We start from the raw sequence: 17,117 nt of genomic DNA on the forward strand, positions 1-17,117 counted from the left end.
GATGGCCACTTTGCGGCTCTTTGTCGTGTCGGACGCACACGTCGATTCTGAATACGGCCGGAACGAGAGCTATGCTTCAACACGCGTGAATGTTGGAGAGGGTCAAAGCCCGTTGCATGATCTCGAGTCTCTTGTTCGAGATAGTGTACTCTCGGCGGATTTCCTTATCAACGCGGGAGATCTGAGTAACAAAGCTGACTCGGCTGGCCTCTCATTCGGGTGGGAACAGCTTACGAGAATTGCCGATCGACTGAACGCCGTAACTCTAGCGGTACCGGGTAACCACGACCTTGTAACGCGGAGAGCCGCTCTTCAACAGCGTTCGGGAATTCAGGGATTGCGACCTGACGTGCCAACACTAAGCCCCGAGGACAACTCAAAATTCTGGCAGCACGGGTGGGTTATTCATGAAACTCTTGCTGCGCGGTTCCTTCTAATTGATTCAACCTTTGGTTTCCCTCCATTCCCGGAGCACGTCCCGGAGGGCAGCGATGAATTCCAGAAGTATCTGACCTCACTCAATCGCGGAGCCTTTCCGGCGACTATGCAAGAGGAGATCGAATCGGCTCTACATGGACTAGAGCCGAAGCTCAACGTAGCTGTTCTGCACCACCATCCGCAAGAACATCAGCACCGCACTTACCTCCAAGACACCTATGGACCGATGGAGAGGGGATCGGAGTTGATCGGAATGCTAGCGTCGACGCCCGAGGTTGGACGCTGGTTCGTGGTTCATGGACACAAGCATTTGCCCCAGCTAGTCACCGCGGGCGCAGATACGAGTAACGGGCCCTTCATGTTGTGTGCCGGTTCTGCTTCAGCGATCCTCTGGCCTCCCGCAAATAGTGTTGCGCGTAATCAAGTCCATTTGGTTGAAATGACCGACGAGGACCCGGCCTTCAGCGGATCCCTCAGGGGCAGCGTCCGCTCTTGGTCGTGGGGATTCGGCATGGGCTGGAGTGAGGCGAACGGCATGGGGATTGAAATGCCCCATCTTACTGGTTTCGGTAGTTCTGATGACTTCCGAATTAGCGGTCGGGCTATCATTGATCTATTGAAGGCGGATGCAAGGCCTCATTGGTTGTGGAGCGATCTTGTGGCACATATCCCGCATCTGCCTTATATGTCGCCCAGGGACCAAAAGTACCTGGTGGAATATCTCCAGGCGCGGAAGCTTGAAATTCTTTTTTCCACGAGCGGCGCGATACAGCAAATTGTGAAGGGGCCCGAATGATCGATCGAGAGCTTAGCTTTGAAGCGTTCAACGCCAAGAAGCTGACTGCGTCCGAAGTCGCGAAGTCTTTCGTTGTGCCAGACACCTTCAGATCAATTGCTGGCACCGATCACAGCTACCTAATTGGCCCGCGTGGAAGTGGAAAAACTACCCTCCTTCGTATGCTGACAACTGAAAGCCTTAACGCTTGGCAAGGCGCAGAGGCGAAGGAGATCAAGAAGCAAATAAACTTTTGGTCTGTATTTCTCCCGACGGATCAATTGTGGTCCCAACAAGCTTCCGAGTCTCATGCTCGTTCCTTGTTTGCGTTACAGGGGCTCTACGCCTTCACTGAGAGTGCGAGCTACTTGTCGTTGCCGAGTTCGGGAAGTGGAGTACGAATTGGCCCTGGGGAGGAACGCAAACTAGTCACCAATTTGGCGGAGGGGTGGGGCCTTGATGTTGCCGCGCCGACGTTACTTGGCCTCCAACAAGAGGTCGACCGTAGGCTGATAGCGGTTGGTCGGGGCGATCAAACTGCGCTTGAGCTGGGCAATGGGACCGCTCTAAGTCTCCTCGATTTCAGTGTGCGAACGTTTAACAGGGTTGTTGACCGGGTGGGGAAAAAATGGGCTCTTCTACTTGACGAGATGGAGCTCGCACCGAGAGTGATTCACGAGGAAGTGAACGCTTACGTGCGAGGGGGGAGTGGCGAGCTGTTGATCAAGGTGTCAATGAGCCCCTTCGACCGTTTCATTGATTCGGATCAGTCGTCGGGTGTACCGGTACCGGGGCACGACTTCCGGGTAGTGCACCTGTCCGGTCAGGCTCGGCACGACATTGAGCGCATCACAATCGGTCTCTGGCGAGAGACGTTAAAGTCACGCGGATTGCCCGCAATCTCCATGGAAAGGGCTCTTGGCGGTTCTACATTCGATTATGGCTATCGAGGTAAGACGAGTAAGGCTAGGATAGCCGCATACTTAGAAGATGCATACCTGGAAGACAATAGCTTCGCCGAGTGGGTTAGACGTCGCCGTGTTGATTTGGCGCATATCGATGAGATGACCTATCAGGAGTACTCGGCGACGGTTCGCAAAGTCTATCCGTTACTCGTCTTCCGGCGGTCGCTGCTCAACTTCTCGGATGGCAACGTCGTCGGCCGACGGTCAGGGCGGCGAGCGACGGACCCGTTCGTTGGTGTGACTGCGGTGACCACTGCGCTGGAAGGTAATCCCAGATGGATCAAAATCGCTTTTTCCGAAATGGTCGATCATTGGGATATGAAGCGCTCACAGGTCAGCGCCGGGTACCAGCTATCCGCGCTACTTGGTTTGTCAAGCCGTTTCGAGGCCTTGCTTCGTGTTCTCCCGCGACCGGAATCGATGGCGCACTCAATGTCGGTCATGGACTTGGTAAACGTGGTCGCGAAGTATATGAGTGACGCGAACCTTGGATCATTTCATGCTGACCCTGTGAACGTCTTCACTGTGGATCGAAACGCACCCCCACCTGTGCTTGATGCAATCATAACCGGCCTTTATGCCGGGGCTATAGTCCATGTCCGGGACCGTCTGAGCCCGGACGTACTCGACACGTTCGCCGGCCAGCGATTTCGGCTAGCGTATGTCTTCGGCCTGCGGCCGGGGCGCGAGTTCCCATTGAGGCTTGGTAAAGATGTCAGGCTCTCGTCGATCGTCCAGCCGCAAAATGGTGGCGCTGACCGCGACGTGCAGCTCGAGTTTGATTGGAGCTGATGGTGGAGATTCGAGATCAAGTGCTATCGGAGCCAACTCGAGGCTTCGTGATTGCCAGCGCTGGATACGAAACGCGTTCAAGCGCTCTGCTCAGGGCGGGCTATTTCGCGGCGCCGGGAGTAGCACTGGTATATTCGCTCCGGCCAATGTCGGAGCAACACAGAAAGAATGTAGCGCTGTTCGAATCGGCGGGATGGTCATTACTCTCAGTGCAAGAGGGTATGGCGTTTCTCTCGGCGCGACTGGACGCCGGGCTAGACGAAGTGACGATTGACTATTCGAGCATGCCCCGGAAGGTTCTTGCTGCCATCATTGGCCTGCTCGCGCACGCGCCCCGCCCGCTGGAAGCTCGTTTCATCTATTCCGAGCCCACATTCGAAAGTAGTAGAGCAGCAGCGCTGAAGGATGTGAATCTGACAGCCGGGCCGGTTTCACCGCTTTTCGCTGGGGACGCTCGTCCTCTCAGCGCTCCAATCGGTCTCATCTTGGGACTCGGGATGGAGCTTCATCGAGGGCTCGGGGTGGTCGAACTGTTGGAGCCAGAGCGGATTTGGGCGATGGTTGCCGATTCGAGCGATCCGAGTTTTTCGGATGCGGCCACTGCTAACCACGCATCATTGTTCGGAGAAGTGGACTCCGTCTCTCTCTTGTCCTATCCACTCAATTCGATCTCTAGAAGTTACGCGATGCTGTTTTCGCTTATTTCTTCAGCTTCGCAGAAATACCGGGTCGTGCTTGTGCCTTCGGGACCAAAGCCGCTTGCTTTGGCTGCGATGATTGCATCGCTCGACGTTCCCGGGCCCCGGCCCGCGTTGTGGAGGGTGGGCTCGCTATCGAGTTACGAGCCTTCTGATGTTCGGGAATCAGGGGAATCCGTTGCGGTTCAGGTTCGTTTCGGGTAGTTCACGTCAGTTTTGTTATTTCGTTGTTCATTTGCGGTTCCTAGTTCCTTGTGTCTCATTGGAACGCAAAGTTCGGCGATCAACTTGGGCCAGAAAAAGTGGCACTAACGGCATGGCTCCCTACTCCATCTCAATACTCGAGCAGATCCCTGACGGTGAGAGATGCTGAATTTCTGCGTCTTAGTCCGGGCTTGCCGCGATGGAACACGTTCGCGTGGTGCTATATTCTGCGTCGTTGCGGTTCGAGGGCTCGAGCTGCAACCTGTGTTTCTGCTACTGCAGTAAGTTCCCCATTATTTTCGACGACGGATCCTGGCCCAGGACCGGACTTGTTTTCCAGGTCAGCCCGCACCGACGCCGACACCCCGAACAGCAGCGTCGCCAAGAACCCCACGACGTACGCCACCACGAGCCCCGACCCGTACCCGAGCAGCGCCCACCCGTACCCGGACGACCCGTTCAGCAGCGGGATGAGCGACAGGTCCGAGGCACCGATGGCGATCGCCCCGACGGAGTGCCCGAGCTGGTCGAACAGCCCGACGACACCGCCACCGAACGCGCCACCGATGGACGCGGTGATGAACGGCCGCCCGAGGGGGAGCGTCACACCGTAGATCAGGGGCTCGCCGACACCGAGGAACCCGGCCGGCAGCGCACCCCGGATGGTCCGCACCAGCGAGGCGTTCGACCGGAACCGCACCCACAGCGCGATGCACGCACCGATCTGCCCGGCACCACCCATCGCCAGCACGGGCAGCAGCACGGTCCACCCGGTCTGGTCGATCAGCGTGGTGTGGATCGGGATGAGCCCCTGGTGCATCCCGGTCATGACGAGCGGCAGGAAGAGGCCTCCGAGCACGAAGCCGGCGAAGGCTCCACCGTTCGCGAGCAGCCAAGTCGCAGCAGTACCGATCGCGACCGAGACGACACCGGCGACGGACATCAGGACGCCCAGCGTCACCGAGCCGGCGACGAGCACGGTCACGGTCGGCACGACGATGAGCGCGATGACGTCCGGCGTGACCCGGCGCATGAAGCGCTCGACGTAGGCGGCGAGGATGCCGCCGGCCAGCGCACCGAGCACACCGCCCTGCCCGGGAGCCAGCGTCTCGCCGAACACGGTGACGTTGGCGACACCGGCCGCGACGATGATGCCGCCGACCGCACCGCCGAGGACGGGCGTCCCGCCGAACTCCTTCGCGGCGTTCATCCCGACGAACACGGCGAGCAGCGAGAGGAAACCGGACGAGAGCACGCCGAGGAACGGCGTCACGCCGGGCACCCACCCGAGGTTCGTCAGGATACCGTTGATCCCGGCGATCAGCCCGCAGGCGATCAGTGCGGGGATGAGCGGGATGAAGATCGCGGAGATCTTCCGGATCGCGCGCATGGTGCGGCCGTCGGAACGGGACCGCGCGGTCGCCTTGATGGACGCACCGCGAGCAGCGAGCTCCTCAGGCGACGCACCAGGCCCACCAGCCGCAGCCGGCGGGGCGGCCGCGCGCAGGGCCTCCAGGCCGTCGGCCACGCGGTCGACGAGACCCGGGCCGAGCACGATCTGCAGGTTCGAGCCGGCCGCGATGGCGGCCATGACGCCGTCGGTGGCCTTGAGGTCCTCGAGCGCGACGGAGGAGTCGGACACGACCTCGACCCGCAGGCGGGTCATGCAATTCTCGACGTCGGCGATGTTCGCGGAACCGCCGACGGCGTCGAGGATCTGCTGGGCGAGTTGCTGTGCATCGGGCATTGCTGTGCTCCTCGGGGGAAGGAAACGAACGGGGAAACGGGGTTCACAGCACGGCGCGCAACGAGCCGGCAGCAGCATCGAGGCGCTCGCGGGCATCGGCAGCGGAGGCGCCGGTCAGGATCACGGCGATGGCGGTCTTCACCTCGCCGTCCGAGGCATCGAGAGCCGCCTGGACGTCGGCAGAAGCAGCGCCGGTGACGTCCTGCACGAGCGAGAACGCCCGGGCGACGAGCTTCGCGTTCGTCGCCCGCACGTCGACCATGCGGTTGCCGTACGTCTTGTGGCTGCGCACCATCGCGAGCGTGGTGAGCATGTTCAGCACGAGCTTCTGCGCGGTGCCCGCCTTCAGGCGGGTCGAGCCGGCGATGAACTCGGGGCCGACGACGACGTCGATGGCGATGTCCGCCTCCCGCCCCGCGGCCGAGTCGGGGTTGCACGCGACGGAGACCGACAGGGCGGAGCGGCGACGGGCCTCCAGGATGGCTGCGATCACGTAGGGCGTCCTGCCGGACGCGCTGATCCCGACCACCACGTTGTCGGCCGTCAGGCCGAGCGCGTCGAGGTCGCGGACGGCGGCTGCTTCGTCGTCCTCGGCGCCCTCCACCGCGGTGGTCAGAGCGGGGCCGCCGCCGGCGATCACGCCGACCACCTGGCTCGGGTCGGTGCCGAAGGTGGGCGGGCACTCGCTGGCGTCGAGGACGCCGAGCCGGCCCGGCGTGCCGGCGCCGACCTAGACGTAGACGTAGACGTAGACGTAGACGTAGACGAGTCTGCCGCCGCGCGCGAAGCTCCAAAGATCGAATCGACACTGACATTGCAACCGGCTCGGCGAGGAGCCGTCGAGCGTCGGAGCCGCGGCCTCAGCGACCCGCATTGAGGCCGTCGCGATCATCCAGCGGACGGACCCGACCGCTCGCAAAGAGGTGACATATCGGGCTATGCTTGGGGAGCGTTGGCGGGCGAAGGGGGCAACGTTGGGGGATTTGACGGTCGATGCGTCTGCGATGCATGCGGTTGCGACGAAGGCGAAGAATGCGGCGGCGGAGTTCGGTTCGGAGCGGGCGCTCTCCGAGGCGGATGGTGGGTGTTTCGGTTCTGATGTCGTGGCATCGGCATTCACGACGTCTGCGCGGGCACAGGACGCGATGGTCCGTTCGCTCGGTGAGGACGCGGAGACGTTGAGCCGATTTGTGCAGGACGCTGTTTCGGAGATGGAGCAGACGGACGCGGGTCTGGCGGAGGAGCTGCGATGACTGCCGATCCGACAGCGGGCGATCCGGACGGGATCCGTCGGCTTGCACGCTTGCACACGCAGCACGCCGACGCAGTCCGTGCCGGGGCTCGGCAGGTGGTGAACGCTGCTGAGGCAGCGCAGTCCGGGTGGAGCGGGAAGGCGCAGGAGCGGTTCGTCACGGTGGCGGCGACGGTGCCCGCGAGTTCGCAGCGCATCGCGGCTCGGCTCGACGAGGCCGCTTCGGCGTTGGGCACGTATGCACGCGAGGTGCAGCAGATTCAGGACGAAGCGCAGCGAGTGCAGACTGCCCAGCAGAACGCAGCCGATGACGTCGCGGCGAATGCCCGCGCGATCCGCGCGGCCACCGCGACCGCGCAGAGCGTGGACGCGGTGGAGTCGGACACAGTGAAGCTCCAACAGTTGCAGAACGGAGCGGCGAGCCTCGCCGGGCTGCAGGGGCGGTTGTCCGTGCAGTGGGAAGAGCTGGTGATGCGGCGCGATGCAGCCGATCGACGTGCTGCCTCGGCTCTGGAAGCTCCGGAGGTCGTCGGCACGCTCAAGTCTGCCGCGGCCGTGGCGAAGATGAGTGACGGGCAGTTCCTCACGTGGCTCGGCACGCTTGACAAGGAGTCGATCGCCGCGTTGCAGGACGATCCGGCGATCGCTGCACGCTTGGCGCGCATGGACGCGAAGGACGTGGCGCTGTGGTGGAACGCGATGTCCGGTCCGGCCGGTGCGCACTCCGCCGAGCAGGATGCGTTCGTCGCGGCGCTCCCGGTGGCGCTCGGGAACCTGAACGGCGTCGCGTACTGGGCGAGGGCGCGAGCGAACAAGACTGTGCTCGCGGACAAGCTCAGCGAAGCCAAGCAGAAGACGTCGTACTGGGAGAAGCAGTTGAAGAGCGCTTCGAGCCCCGCGGCCGCCGCGGCCGCCCGGACGCAACTCCAGATTTGGGAACGGCAGCGCGACGGATATCAGAACATTCAGATGACGTTGGACACGAAACCTGTCTCGCTCATCTCGCTCGTCGATGACAGGCCGCCGTTGGCGCAGATCGTCGCCGGTGACATGGACACCGCGGTGCACGTGACGTACATCGTGCCCGGCATGAACACGGCGACGTACCAGGACGGGACCGTGCAGAACTACGCAACGATTGCTGCCGGTATGCGAGCGGAACAAGCGGTACTCGGGAAGACCGCCCCCTCCAATGTGGCAGTCGTCTCCTGGATCGGGTATCACGGGCCGATGGCGGATGACCTGTCGTTCGCATCTGTCGTGGCGAACGGGCGCGCACACACGGGCGCTGACGCCCTCGTCGCCGATTTGAACGGCTTCGACGCAGTTCGTGCAGCGTCGGGTAGAGACTCGAGCCTGTCTGTCGTCGCGCACTCGTACGGCACGAACGTGGCAACGATCGCGCTGACGAAGACCCACGCCGACCACGTCGTGCTCCTCGGGTCCGCCGGGGTCACGGACGTTGCGCCGAACGCCGACGCACTGCAGGTGCCGAAGGGTGAGGTGTTCGCAAGCCAAGGAGCGAAAGACGGGTGGGCGATCACCGGGCAGAACCTGTCGGGCCGCCAGGACCCGACGGACCCGTCCTGGGGCGCCCATGACTTCAGCGCCGAGACGCAAGGGTCCGGTGCTGACACGCTGAACGGCATCACCCATCACGGCCCGTACGACGGTCGCGAGGGCAATGATCAAGGTCGCTACTCGTACTTCGACAATGCGACGACCGCGCAGTACAACACTGCGAAGGCAACGATGGGTCTTGGCGATCAGATCCCTGAAGCTGGTGCTCCCTTCGATCGGATGCGGCAGCAGACGAAAGACAATTGGTTCATGTACGAGTGGCAGACAGGACTGACCGGTGATCCGACTCAATGACCGACGGGCCGTCGTGGGTGCGTTGTGCGCACTCGTTGCGACTCTCATCACCGGCTGCTCTGACACCGGACCCCACACCCCAGCGAGCAAGGATTCATCCATGACGTTGCAGGAGTCACATCAGAATGTGCTCGACATCTTCGCCGCGATTACGTCGGTTGTCGGAGAGGATGGATGGGCCGAGGGGACCGAGTCGGAATGGAACGGCTGCTCCTCGCAGGGTGGAGCGGGGGCGCAGTTCATGCTCACCGCGATCCGGAATCAACCTCTCTCCGGTACGCCGGATGATGTGACGAAGCGTGTTGCAGCCGCGCTCAAGTCGAGGCTGGGCATGGAAGGTATCCGCGTACAGCAGGACGAGACGTTGTCGCCTCCCCGGACGGTCATCGGTTACCCGAACGGCTACAACGGCGGGACCGCTGCCGACGGGTACGGATTGCAGTTCCAGACCGATCCCGGCTTCGTTGGAGTCATCATCTACGGGCACTGCGTGCCCGGAAACCCACCCAAGCTCGGGACACCGCTGAATCCGCGCCCTTCCGAATCGTCGAAGCCGTCAGGCAGTTGAGACCCTCCCGCGGTCGAGGGATGGTCCGGTGATCGCCCGCGCTCCGTCTCTCGGCGCTGGCCAAGTGTGGGAGGCGGGACGGACGGCGTGCTGCTGTTCGAGGACGTGGCAGACAGCGACGCAGTTTGACCCCGCGGTGTAGACGCTTGACCGTGATGTGCGCACTGGGCGCCTCCGCCGTTCTCCTCTTGACCCGTAAGGAGTCGTCGTCGCTCATGAGGTTCGGGATCTGCGGTCCCGCGATCCCGGCGTAGAGCAGCAGGAACTGGGCGAGCGAGAGGGGCATCGACAGCGCCGCACTCCGAGCCCAGTCGAAAGCACGATGCGCCATCTCGGAGTCGCGCGGTTCGATCGGCCTCCCGGCGAACACGGCGCGGCGGTCGCTCCGTCGTCCCGTTCGGTCGAGCTCGCGGACCGGCCACTGCATCGTCTGAGCCAGCTTGATCGTCGACGGGAGGATCGAACCGGTCCCGCTCAACCCGCCGAGCGCCAGGGCATACCCGAGGACGGTCAGGAACCGGCTCAGCGCATCGTCGCCGCTCGGCAGCAACAGCCCGACGACCGCCTTCGCGACGACCCCGCCGATGGCGATCCAGATCGTCCGCCGCCGAGCGCGACGGGCGATGCCCTCGTAGTCCCCCATGCACTCCAACCCACGAGGACCGCCCGCTTCGCGTGCGTCGCGGAGGCGAGGCGCGCCTCCAAACCGGACCGCCCTGCCAGCGCGGCCTGCGCCGCGGGGGTGAGTCGCGCCTCCCGGCCGTCAGGCGACGCCGCGCCGCGGACGGAAGATGCCCGCGCGGACCAGCCACACGTAGAGCAGGCAGCCGATGCAGACGTCGAAGACGGCGTTGAGGAACGCGGCGACCAGGGCGACCGCGGCACCGATCGGGGCGGCGTACGGCACGCCGAGCAGCGCGAGGAGCAGGGCGACCGCGGTCACGAACAGGCCGACCTGCTGGGCGAAGGTCGGGGGTTCCGGGGCCTCGAGTTCGGCGGGCGGGCCCAGGCGCGGGCGGACGACCCGTCGGAAGAGTGCGCCGTAGGGGTGACGGCGGATGCCGGCGATGCCTCCGACGGCGAACAGCACGACGATGACCGCGAGCAGCACGATGCCGGCGACCCACGTCGCGGGGATCAGCGTGAGGACGATCGTCGCGGCGAGGAGCACCGTGGTGATCGCGGCGCCGAAGCGCGGGGAGCGCGGGTCGATGCCGCGGTCGGTGTCGGTCGTGGTAGTCATCGGGACTCCTGGGTGCCGGTGGTGCTTGAGGTACCTGTGCCGCGTGTGGTGTCTGTTCTGCCTGTGGTCAGGACGGTGTCGAGGGCTGCGGCGAGTTCGGGTGGGCGGGGTGGGCCTCCGAAGCGGGTGCGAACGGTCCGGGAACCGTCGACGAGCAGGACCGTGGGGGTCTGCAGGACGTTGAAGCGGCTCGCCAGGCCGGGGTGCTCGGCGAGGTCGATCTCGATGCGTCGAACGCCCTCGTGGTGGTCTGCGACGGCGTCGAGCAACCGGCGCGTGGCCGGGCAACGAGCACACGTCGGCGTGGAGAACTGGACGAGGGTGGCGCGGCTGCCGAACGCATCGGCGGAGGCGAGGCCGTCGACGGTGCTGGCGGTGCCGTCGGGCGCGGTCGGGCTGGGCTTCGCGCGGCCGGTCCTGGAGCGCAGGAGCAGCCCGAGGACGGTGGCGAGGGCGAGAACCCCCGCCAGCACGGCGACGGCCACGATGACGGTCATGGTGCGACCGTACGTCGTGGTGCTGTCCGCACGGAAGCACGTGTCCGTTCGTGACGGTGCCGGGCGGTCTGGCGGTCCGGCGGTCCGGCGGTCTGGCGGTTCGGCGCGGCCGTCGCGTCGTTCAGCCGTCAGACGAGCCGCCCGCCGGGGTGGGGACACCTGCGGCGTGAACAGCGCACCTTTCCAGCGTCGGCGGCGGCCGGCTCACCTGCTTACGATCGAGGTTGTGACTATCGACGTGACACCTGGGCGGTACCGGCACTTCAAGGGGAACGACTACGAGGTGCTGCTCGTCGCCCGTGACGTCGAGACCGAGGAACCGGTCGTCGTCTACCAGGCGCTGTACGGCGAACGCGGGCACTGGGTCCGGTCGCTCGCCGACTTCACCACGCACGTCACCCGCAACGGGTACGACGGCCCGCGGTTCGTGCCGGTCGCCGGCTGACCGCCCGAGCGAGCGGTGTCGGCGCTCGCCCCTAGGCTTTCAGCGCACCAGAGGACGAGGGGGAGCGCATGCAGATCGGCGTCGACGGGCACGTGCTGCTCAGCCCGAGTGACCTGAGCACGTGGTCGGCCTGCGAGTGGGCGTTCCTGCGCCGCCTCGACGCCAAGCTCGGTCGCGGGGAAGCCCTGCCCGACGTGCACGACGACATGCTCGAGCGCACGGCTCGGCTGGGGGACCAGCACGAGCTGGACTACCTCGACATCCTCAAGCAGACCCGCGCCGTCGTCGAGTTCGACCGCCCTGCCCAGCCGGACTACGCACGCGCCGCAGCCGAAGCACGACAGGCCTTCGCCGACGGTGCCGACGTGCTGTACCAGCCGACGTTCCACGCGGCGCCGACAGCCGACGCCCCCGGGTTCATCGGCTTCGCGGACTTCATCATCCGCAACGAACGCGGCGAGTACGAGGTCTACGACACCAAGCTCGCCCGCCACGCCAAGATCAGCGCCCTGTTGCAGCTCGCCGCGTACGCCGAGCAGATGCAAGCGCACGGCATCCCGACCGGACAGCAGGTGCACCTGGTGCTCGGCGACCGGACGACCACGACGCACGACCTCGCCGACATCGCGCCGGTGTACCGCACGCAGCGCGCCGAGCTGCAGCGGATCATCGCCGAGCGCATCGCTGCCGACGAGCCACTGCAGTGGGGCGACCCGCGGTACTCCAGCTGCGGGCGCTGCGCCGTCTGCTCGACCCAGGTGGCCGAGCACCGCGACCTCGTGCTCGTCGCCGGCATGCGCCTGGACCAGCGGGCGAAGCTCATCAAGCACGAGGTGCGGACGATCGACGACCTGGCGGTCCGCACCCGGGCAGTACCGGGCCTGTCCCGCGCGACGCAGGATCGGCTGGTACGTCAGGCGAGCCTCCAGATCGAGACGGAGACCGCCCGACGGAACGGTGCCGACGGGCCGGGCCAGCCCGTGACGCCGCGCTTCGAGGTCCTCGACGCCCGCGCGCTCGATGCGATCCCTGCACCCGACCCAGGTGACGTGTTCTTCGACTTCGAGGGCGACCCCCTGCACACCGAGGACGGCGTGCACTGGGGCCTCGACTACCTGTTCGGCCTGGTCGACGACCGCGCCGAGTTCACCGCGTTCTGGGCGCACACCATCCGCGACGAGCGGGTTGCGCTGGAGCAGTTCCTCGCCTTCATCGAGGCCCGGCGGCAGCAGTACCCGGGCATGCACGTCTACCACTACGCGGCGTACGAGCGGACGCACCTGCTGTCGCTCGCCGCCCGGCATGGCGTGGGTGAGGATGCCGTCGACGACCTGCTGCGCGCCGGCGTCCTGGTCGACCTGTACCCGATCGTCCGCAAGGCCCTGGTCGTCGGCAGCCACAGCTACTCGATCAAGAAGCTCGAGCCGCTGTACATGGGCTCGGACCTGCGCGAGAGCGACGTCACGAACGCCGCGGACAGCATCACCGCCTACGTCGAAGCGATCGAGGCACTCCGGAGCGGCGACGCCGTCGAAGGGCAGCGGATGCTCGACCAGGTCGCCGACTACAACGCCTACGACTGCCGCTCGACCCTGCGCCTGCGCGACTGGCTCCGCTCGCTGCGCACCGACGACCCGGACGCGGCCGACCCGGCACTCGAGCTCGAGGTCCCGCCGATCCCCGTCGAGCGCGAACCCAATCCGGTGTACGTCGCCCTGGCCGCGCAGCTCGAGGACGTCGACGCCCTCGACCGCACTCCGGACCAAACCGCGTTGGCGCTCGCCGCAGCCGCGATCGACTACCACCGCCGCGAGGCGAAGACCTTCTGGCAGGACCACTTCGACCGCCTGCGGAACCCGGTCGACGACTGGGCCGACACGCGTGACGTCCTGGTCGTGGAGCGCGCGTCCGTCGAGCGCGACTGGGACACGCTGCCGCGTGCCCGCTCGCAGTCGCGGGAGCTCCGGTTGTCGGGGACGCTCGCGCCCGGCTCGCGGCTCCGGCCTGGAGGCACGCCCCACCTTGTTTACGACGACCCACTTCCGCCCTCGGTCGCCTCACCGGGCCCCGGGTCGAAGGGCGCGTCGTCGCGCGCCGTGATCATGGACGTGTGGGACAACGGGGATGCCGTCGAGGTCCTCGTGAAAGAGGGATTGCCCGTCGGTGGCGAGCCGCACCACGAGTTCCCGGTGGCCCTCGCCCCGTCGGCACCGCCCCGAGCGAAGCCCCAGCCGGAGGCGATCGCGTGGTGGGGGCAGGCCGTGCTCGACGAGCTGCCGGCGATGCTGCCCGACCCTGCGCTCGACCTGCTGCGTCGGGTGCCCCCGCGCGGTGCGATCGTCCCGGTGCAGGGTGACGACACGGTGTCGGCCGTGGTGTCGACCCTGCTCGGCCTCGACCGCTCGTACCTGGCGATCCAGGGCCCTCCCGGCACGGGCAAGACCTACGTCGGGTCGAACGTCGTCGCACGGCTCGTCCGCGAGTACGGCTGGCGGGTCGGCGTCGTCGGGCAGTCCCACGCGACGTCGGAGAACCTCCTGTCGTCCGTGGTGAACGCCGGCGTCCCCGCGGACCGGGTCGTGAAGGTGCCGAAGTCCGGCGCGACCGAGGACGACCTCGACGCCGCCGCGTGGACGCCCGTCAAGAACGGTGCCGCGGTCGCCGCGTTCCTGTCGTCGTGCGAGGGCTCGGGGACCGGCGGTGTCGTCGGTGGCACGGCGTGGACGTTCGCGAACGAGTCGACGATCGAGCGTCGTTCCCTCGACCTGCTCGTGGTCGACGAGGCCGGACAGTTCTCCCTCGCCCCGACCATCGCCTCGTCGGTCGCGGGGACCCGGCTCCTGCTGCTCGGGGACCCCCAGCAGCTCCCGCAAGTGTCGCAGGGTTCGCACCCCGAGCCCGTCGACGAGTCCGCGCTCGGCTGGCTCGCCGACGGGCAGCACGTCCTGCCGCCGGAGTTCGGCTACTTCCTGGCCCGCACCCGCCGCATGGAGCCCGCGCTCACCGAGTCCGTCTCGGCCCTGTCCTACGACGGGCAGCTGGCCTCGATGGTCTCCGGTCGGCACCTCGACGGTGTCGACGCCGGTGTGCGCCCCGTGCCGGTCGTCCACGCGGGCAACACGACGTCGTCGGCCGAGGAGGCCGCCCGCGTCGTCGCACTCGTCGGTGACGTCGTCGGTCGCACCTGGACGGACGGTTCCGACACGCGTGCCCTGACCGACGAGGACGTCATCGTGGTGGCGCCGTACAACGCGCAGGGAGCCCTGATCCGGCAGGAGCTGGACCGCGCGGGCTTCACCGGGACCCAGGTCGGGACGGTCGACCTGTTCCAGGGCCGCGAGGCCGTCGTGTCGATCGTGTCCCTGGCGGCGTCGAGTGCGGCGGACATCCCGCGCGGGCTCGACTTCCTGCTCATGCCCAACCGGCTGAACGTGGCGATCTCGCGGGCGAAGTGGGCGGCGTACCTCGTGCACTCGCCGGCGCTCACCACGGGCCTGCCCCCGTCGATCGCCGGTCTGTCCCTGTTGTCCCGCTTCATCGAGCTCGTCGAACGGGGCCGCTGATCGAGGCGACGGGGCGGATCCTCTAGGCTGCAGAAGGCCGAGGGGGCCAGGGGAGCGGGGGACGATGTCTGCAGGAGCGCAAGGACCACAGCCGGCAGCAGCACCAGTGCCGGGCTCGGTCGTGGCGCCGAAGGCGAACACGGCGTCGACGGTCGACCTGGTCGTCACCATCGCCCTGTTCGTGGTCATCGCGATGCTCAGCGGCTTCGCGGTGCTGTTCGGTTGGGTCCTCGGGACGGTGTCGCAGTACGGGTGTGACTGGGAGTCCTCGACGCGCGTCTGCAACCGGTCGATGGGCATGCAGACCGCAGTGGTCGAGGCGATCGTCCTCGTCGTCGTGTGCACTGCAGGCGGAGTGCTCGCGGCGAAGGTCCGTCGGAAGCGGCCGCTCGGGTGGCTCGTCGCGCTCGGGACGGCTGCGGCGGTGGCGATCGCCCTCGCGCTGACGCTTGCGGTGGTCGGGGCGGCGTCGGGTTCCTGACGCCCGCTTGACGGTTTCGGTTCATGAACCCCGCGGATCGTGAACCAGAACCGTCACACAGCGGAAAACGCTCCGCACTCGCCCGCCGCGGACGGTGGGAGCGTGCGGGTCAGTCGTCGCTCGTCGGGACACCGCTCTGCATCTGCACCCGCATCTGCGCGAGGACGTCGGCGTGCAGGAAGTTCGCCGCCTCGGCACTCGTCGGGTCGACCACGATGCCGAACTCCTCGGGCAGCGCCGACACGAGTTCGGACATCGGCACCGGGCGACCCTCGGCCTCGGGCAGGCCGGCGGCGAGTTCGCCGGGGTCGGTGAAGACCGGCACGAACGGCTTGTCACGGATCATGACGTGGGCGACGCTGCCGGCTTCCGGACTGCCCGCCGGCTTCCAGGGCACCCACGCCGCGCTGCGCAGGAAGCCCGCCGGAGAGGCGGCCATCCTCCGTCGCAGCTCGGCGGCAGCGGTCGGTGGGGTCTTGTCGACGCCTCGGCCGAAGGCTGATCCGTTCGTCTCGTCGTTGCTCACGCCGACCATGCTGTCACGCCCGCAGGAGACGGCGGGGCCGAGCCGCGCCTCCAGGTCGACGCCCAGCGCACGCGGACGTGCGCCGGGTGTCGGAGGTGACGGACTCAGTACGCGGCCGACTGCCCGCCGTCGATCGGGACGACCGTCGCGTTGACGTAGGACGCGTCGTCGGAGAGCAGGAACGCGACCACGGCGGCGATCTCGGGGGCCTCGCCGTAGCGCTTCGTCGGGTTGACCTGGATGAACTCCTCGGCCGCCTTGCGGGGGTTCTCCGCGTCGAGCTGCTTCATCGAGTTCTCGACCATGGGCGTCCAGATGGCCCCGGGGGCGATGGCGTTGATGCGGATGCCGTAGCGACCGTACTCGACGGCCGAGTTGCGGGTGAGTCCGACGACGCCGTGCTTGGCGGCGGCGTACCCGGACTGGTTGCCGATGCCGCGGATGCCGCCGACGCTCGCGGTGTTCACGACCATGCCGGAGCCCTGCTCGCGCATGACCTTGAGGACCTTCTCGAGCCCGAGGAACACGCCACGCAGGTTGATCGACACGACCTTGTCGAACTCGGCGGCGGTGAAGGACTCGGTCGGGTTCTGCTTGCCCTCGATGCCGGCGTTGTTGAAGAAGCCGTCGATGCGGCCGAAGCGCTCGGTCGTGGCGCTGACGTAGGCGTCGACCTGGGCTTCATCGGAGACGTCGGCGACGGTCGTCAGGACCTGCGCGTCCGGGGTGGAGTCGAGGACGGCGGTCTTCGTCGCCTCGAGACCCTGCTCGGAGACGTCGACCAGGGAGAGCGCAGCGCCCTCGGCGGCCAGGCGGACGGCGGTCGCACGGCCGAGGCCGGAGCCGCCGCCGGTGATGAGGACGACACGGTCGGTGAAGCGGGTGGTGCCGGTGGTGGTTTCGGGCATGGGGGAGGCCTCCTGAGGTCTTCGACGGCGAAGGGCTCGGGGTCCGCGGCGGAGCAGCGAGTCCGATCAATGCATCCGCATCGATAAAAGTAGACTACACCTGTCGCGCAACGGCCTCGTCAGTGGGTGCCCAGCGGGTG

The 17,117-nt window shown here is 66.3% G+C and carries 14 protein-coding genes and 1 pseudogene; 9 read left to right on the forward strand and 6 right to left on the reverse strand.

Features of this window, described 5'->3' with window-relative positions:
* Window position 1: 1 nt before the first annotated feature.
* The 3 genes from ACL00U_RS06365 (at window position 2) to ACL00U_RS06375 (ending at window position 3,872) form a co-directional block, all read left to right on the forward strand.
* Window positions 2–1,234 (forward strand): metallophosphoesterase family protein, encoded by a 1,233-nt coding sequence (locus ACL00U_RS06365; RefSeq protein ID WP_412873965.1) that lies wholly within the window; start codon window positions 2–4, stop codon window positions 1,232–1,234.
* A complete protein-coding gene (locus ACL00U_RS06370; protein ID WP_412873966.1) occupies window positions 1,231–2,970 on the forward strand; it encodes a hypothetical protein in 1,740 nt (579 codons plus the stop codon). The genes ACL00U_RS06365 and ACL00U_RS06370 overlap by 4 nt, the downstream gene beginning before the upstream one ends.
* A 146-nt stretch (window positions 2,971–3,116) precedes the next feature.
* Window positions 3,117–3,872 (forward strand): hypothetical protein, encoded by a 756-nt coding sequence (locus tag ACL00U_RS06375; protein ID WP_412873967.1) that lies wholly within the window; start codon window positions 3,117–3,119, stop codon window positions 3,870–3,872.
* Between the two features lie 220 nt (window positions 3,873–4,092).
* Here ACL00U_RS06375 and ACL00U_RS06380 read toward each other — a convergent pair whose 3' ends face one another.
* Both ACL00U_RS06380 and ACL00U_RS06385 read right to left on the reverse strand, forming a co-directional pair.
* The gene (locus ACL00U_RS06380; protein WP_412873968.1) at window positions 4,093–5,619 is read right to left on the reverse strand and encodes a PTS transporter subunit EIIC; all 1,527 of its coding nucleotides are present in this window, start codon (window positions 5,617–5,619) and stop codon (window positions 4,093–4,095) included.
* A gap of 43 nt (window positions 5,620–5,662) precedes the next feature.
* A pseudogene (locus ACL00U_RS06385) lies at window positions 5,663–6,337 on the reverse strand (N-acetylmuramic acid 6-phosphate etherase); the annotation flags it as partial.
* Window positions 6,338–6,593: 256 nt separating this feature from the next.
* On the opposite strand from ACL00U_RS06385, the gene ACL00U_RS06390 reads away from it, so the two are divergent.
* The 3 genes from ACL00U_RS06390 to ACL00U_RS06400 all read left to right on the forward strand — a co-directional run bounded on the left by ACL00U_RS06390 (window position 6,594) and on the right by ACL00U_RS06400 (window position 9,314).
* Window positions 6,594–6,872, forward strand: coding sequence for a hypothetical protein (locus ACL00U_RS06390; protein ID WP_139179786.1), 279 nt, complete (start codon window positions 6,594–6,596; stop codon window positions 6,870–6,872).
* Window positions 6,869–8,746: an alpha/beta hydrolase gene (locus ACL00U_RS06395; RefSeq protein ID WP_017886526.1), complete on the forward strand. Its 1,878-nt coding sequence runs from the start codon at window positions 6,869–6,871 to the stop codon at window positions 8,744–8,746. Before ACL00U_RS06390 ends, ACL00U_RS06395 begins: the two co-directional genes overlap by 4 nt.
* A gap of 100 nt (window positions 8,747–8,846) precedes the next feature.
* A complete protein-coding gene (locus ACL00U_RS06400; protein ID WP_412873969.1) occupies window positions 8,847–9,314 on the forward strand; it encodes a hypothetical protein in 468 nt (155 codons plus the stop codon).
* Between the two features lie 763 nt (window positions 9,315–10,077).
* On the opposite strand, the gene ACL00U_RS06405 is transcribed toward ACL00U_RS06400, so the two are convergent.
* Window positions 10,078–10,557, reverse strand: coding sequence for a DUF4395 domain-containing protein (locus ACL00U_RS06405; RefSeq protein WP_017886528.1), 480 nt, complete (start codon window positions 10,555–10,557; stop codon window positions 10,078–10,080).
* Entirely contained in the window at window positions 10,554–11,054 is a 501-nt protein-coding gene (locus tag ACL00U_RS06410) for a TlpA family protein disulfide reductase (RefSeq protein ID WP_262117396.1), read from the reverse strand. The genes ACL00U_RS06405 and ACL00U_RS06410 overlap by 4 nt, the downstream gene beginning before the upstream one ends.
* A 226-nt stretch (window positions 11,055–11,280) precedes the next feature.
* Here ACL00U_RS06410 and ACL00U_RS06415 point away from each other — a divergent pair, with 226 nt between their 5' ends.
* The 3 genes from ACL00U_RS06415 to ACL00U_RS06425 all read left to right on the forward strand — a co-directional run bounded on the left by ACL00U_RS06415 (window position 11,281) and on the right by ACL00U_RS06425 (window position 15,543).
* Window positions 11,281–11,499 (forward strand): DUF1653 domain-containing protein, encoded by a 219-nt coding sequence (locus ACL00U_RS06415; protein ID WP_262117397.1) that lies wholly within the window; start codon window positions 11,281–11,283, stop codon window positions 11,497–11,499.
* A 68-nt stretch (window positions 11,500–11,567) separates the two neighbouring features.
* Entirely contained in the window at window positions 11,568–15,062 is a 3,495-nt protein-coding gene (locus tag ACL00U_RS06420) for a TM0106 family RecB-like putative nuclease (protein ID WP_262117398.1), read from the forward strand.
* 64 nt (window positions 15,063–15,126) lie between these two features.
* Window positions 15,127–15,543, forward strand: coding sequence for a hypothetical protein (locus ACL00U_RS06425; protein WP_371830553.1), 417 nt, complete (start codon window positions 15,127–15,129; stop codon window positions 15,541–15,543).
* 109 nt (window positions 15,544–15,652) lie between these two features.
* Here ACL00U_RS06425 and ACL00U_RS06430 read toward each other — a convergent pair whose 3' ends face one another.
* Together ACL00U_RS06430 and ACL00U_RS06435 are read right to left on the reverse strand one after the other, a co-directional pair.
* A complete protein-coding gene (locus ACL00U_RS06430) occupies window positions 15,653–16,069 on the reverse strand; it encodes an SseB family protein (RefSeq protein WP_159556558.1) in 417 nt (138 codons plus the stop codon).
* 104 nt (window positions 16,070–16,173) lie between these two features.
* Window positions 16,174–16,977 carry a glucose 1-dehydrogenase gene (locus ACL00U_RS06435; protein WP_056068171.1) on the reverse strand — a complete coding sequence of 268 codons (804 nt, stop codon included), beginning with the start codon at window positions 16,975–16,977 and terminating at the stop codon, window positions 16,174–16,176.
* Window positions 16,978–17,117: the final 140 nt, after the last annotated feature.

The sequence above is a fragment of the Curtobacterium poinsettiae genome (genome assembly GCF_047226435.1).
Taxonomy (GTDB): Bacteria; Actinomycetota; Actinomycetes; order Actinomycetales; family Microbacteriaceae; genus Curtobacterium; species Curtobacterium poinsettiae.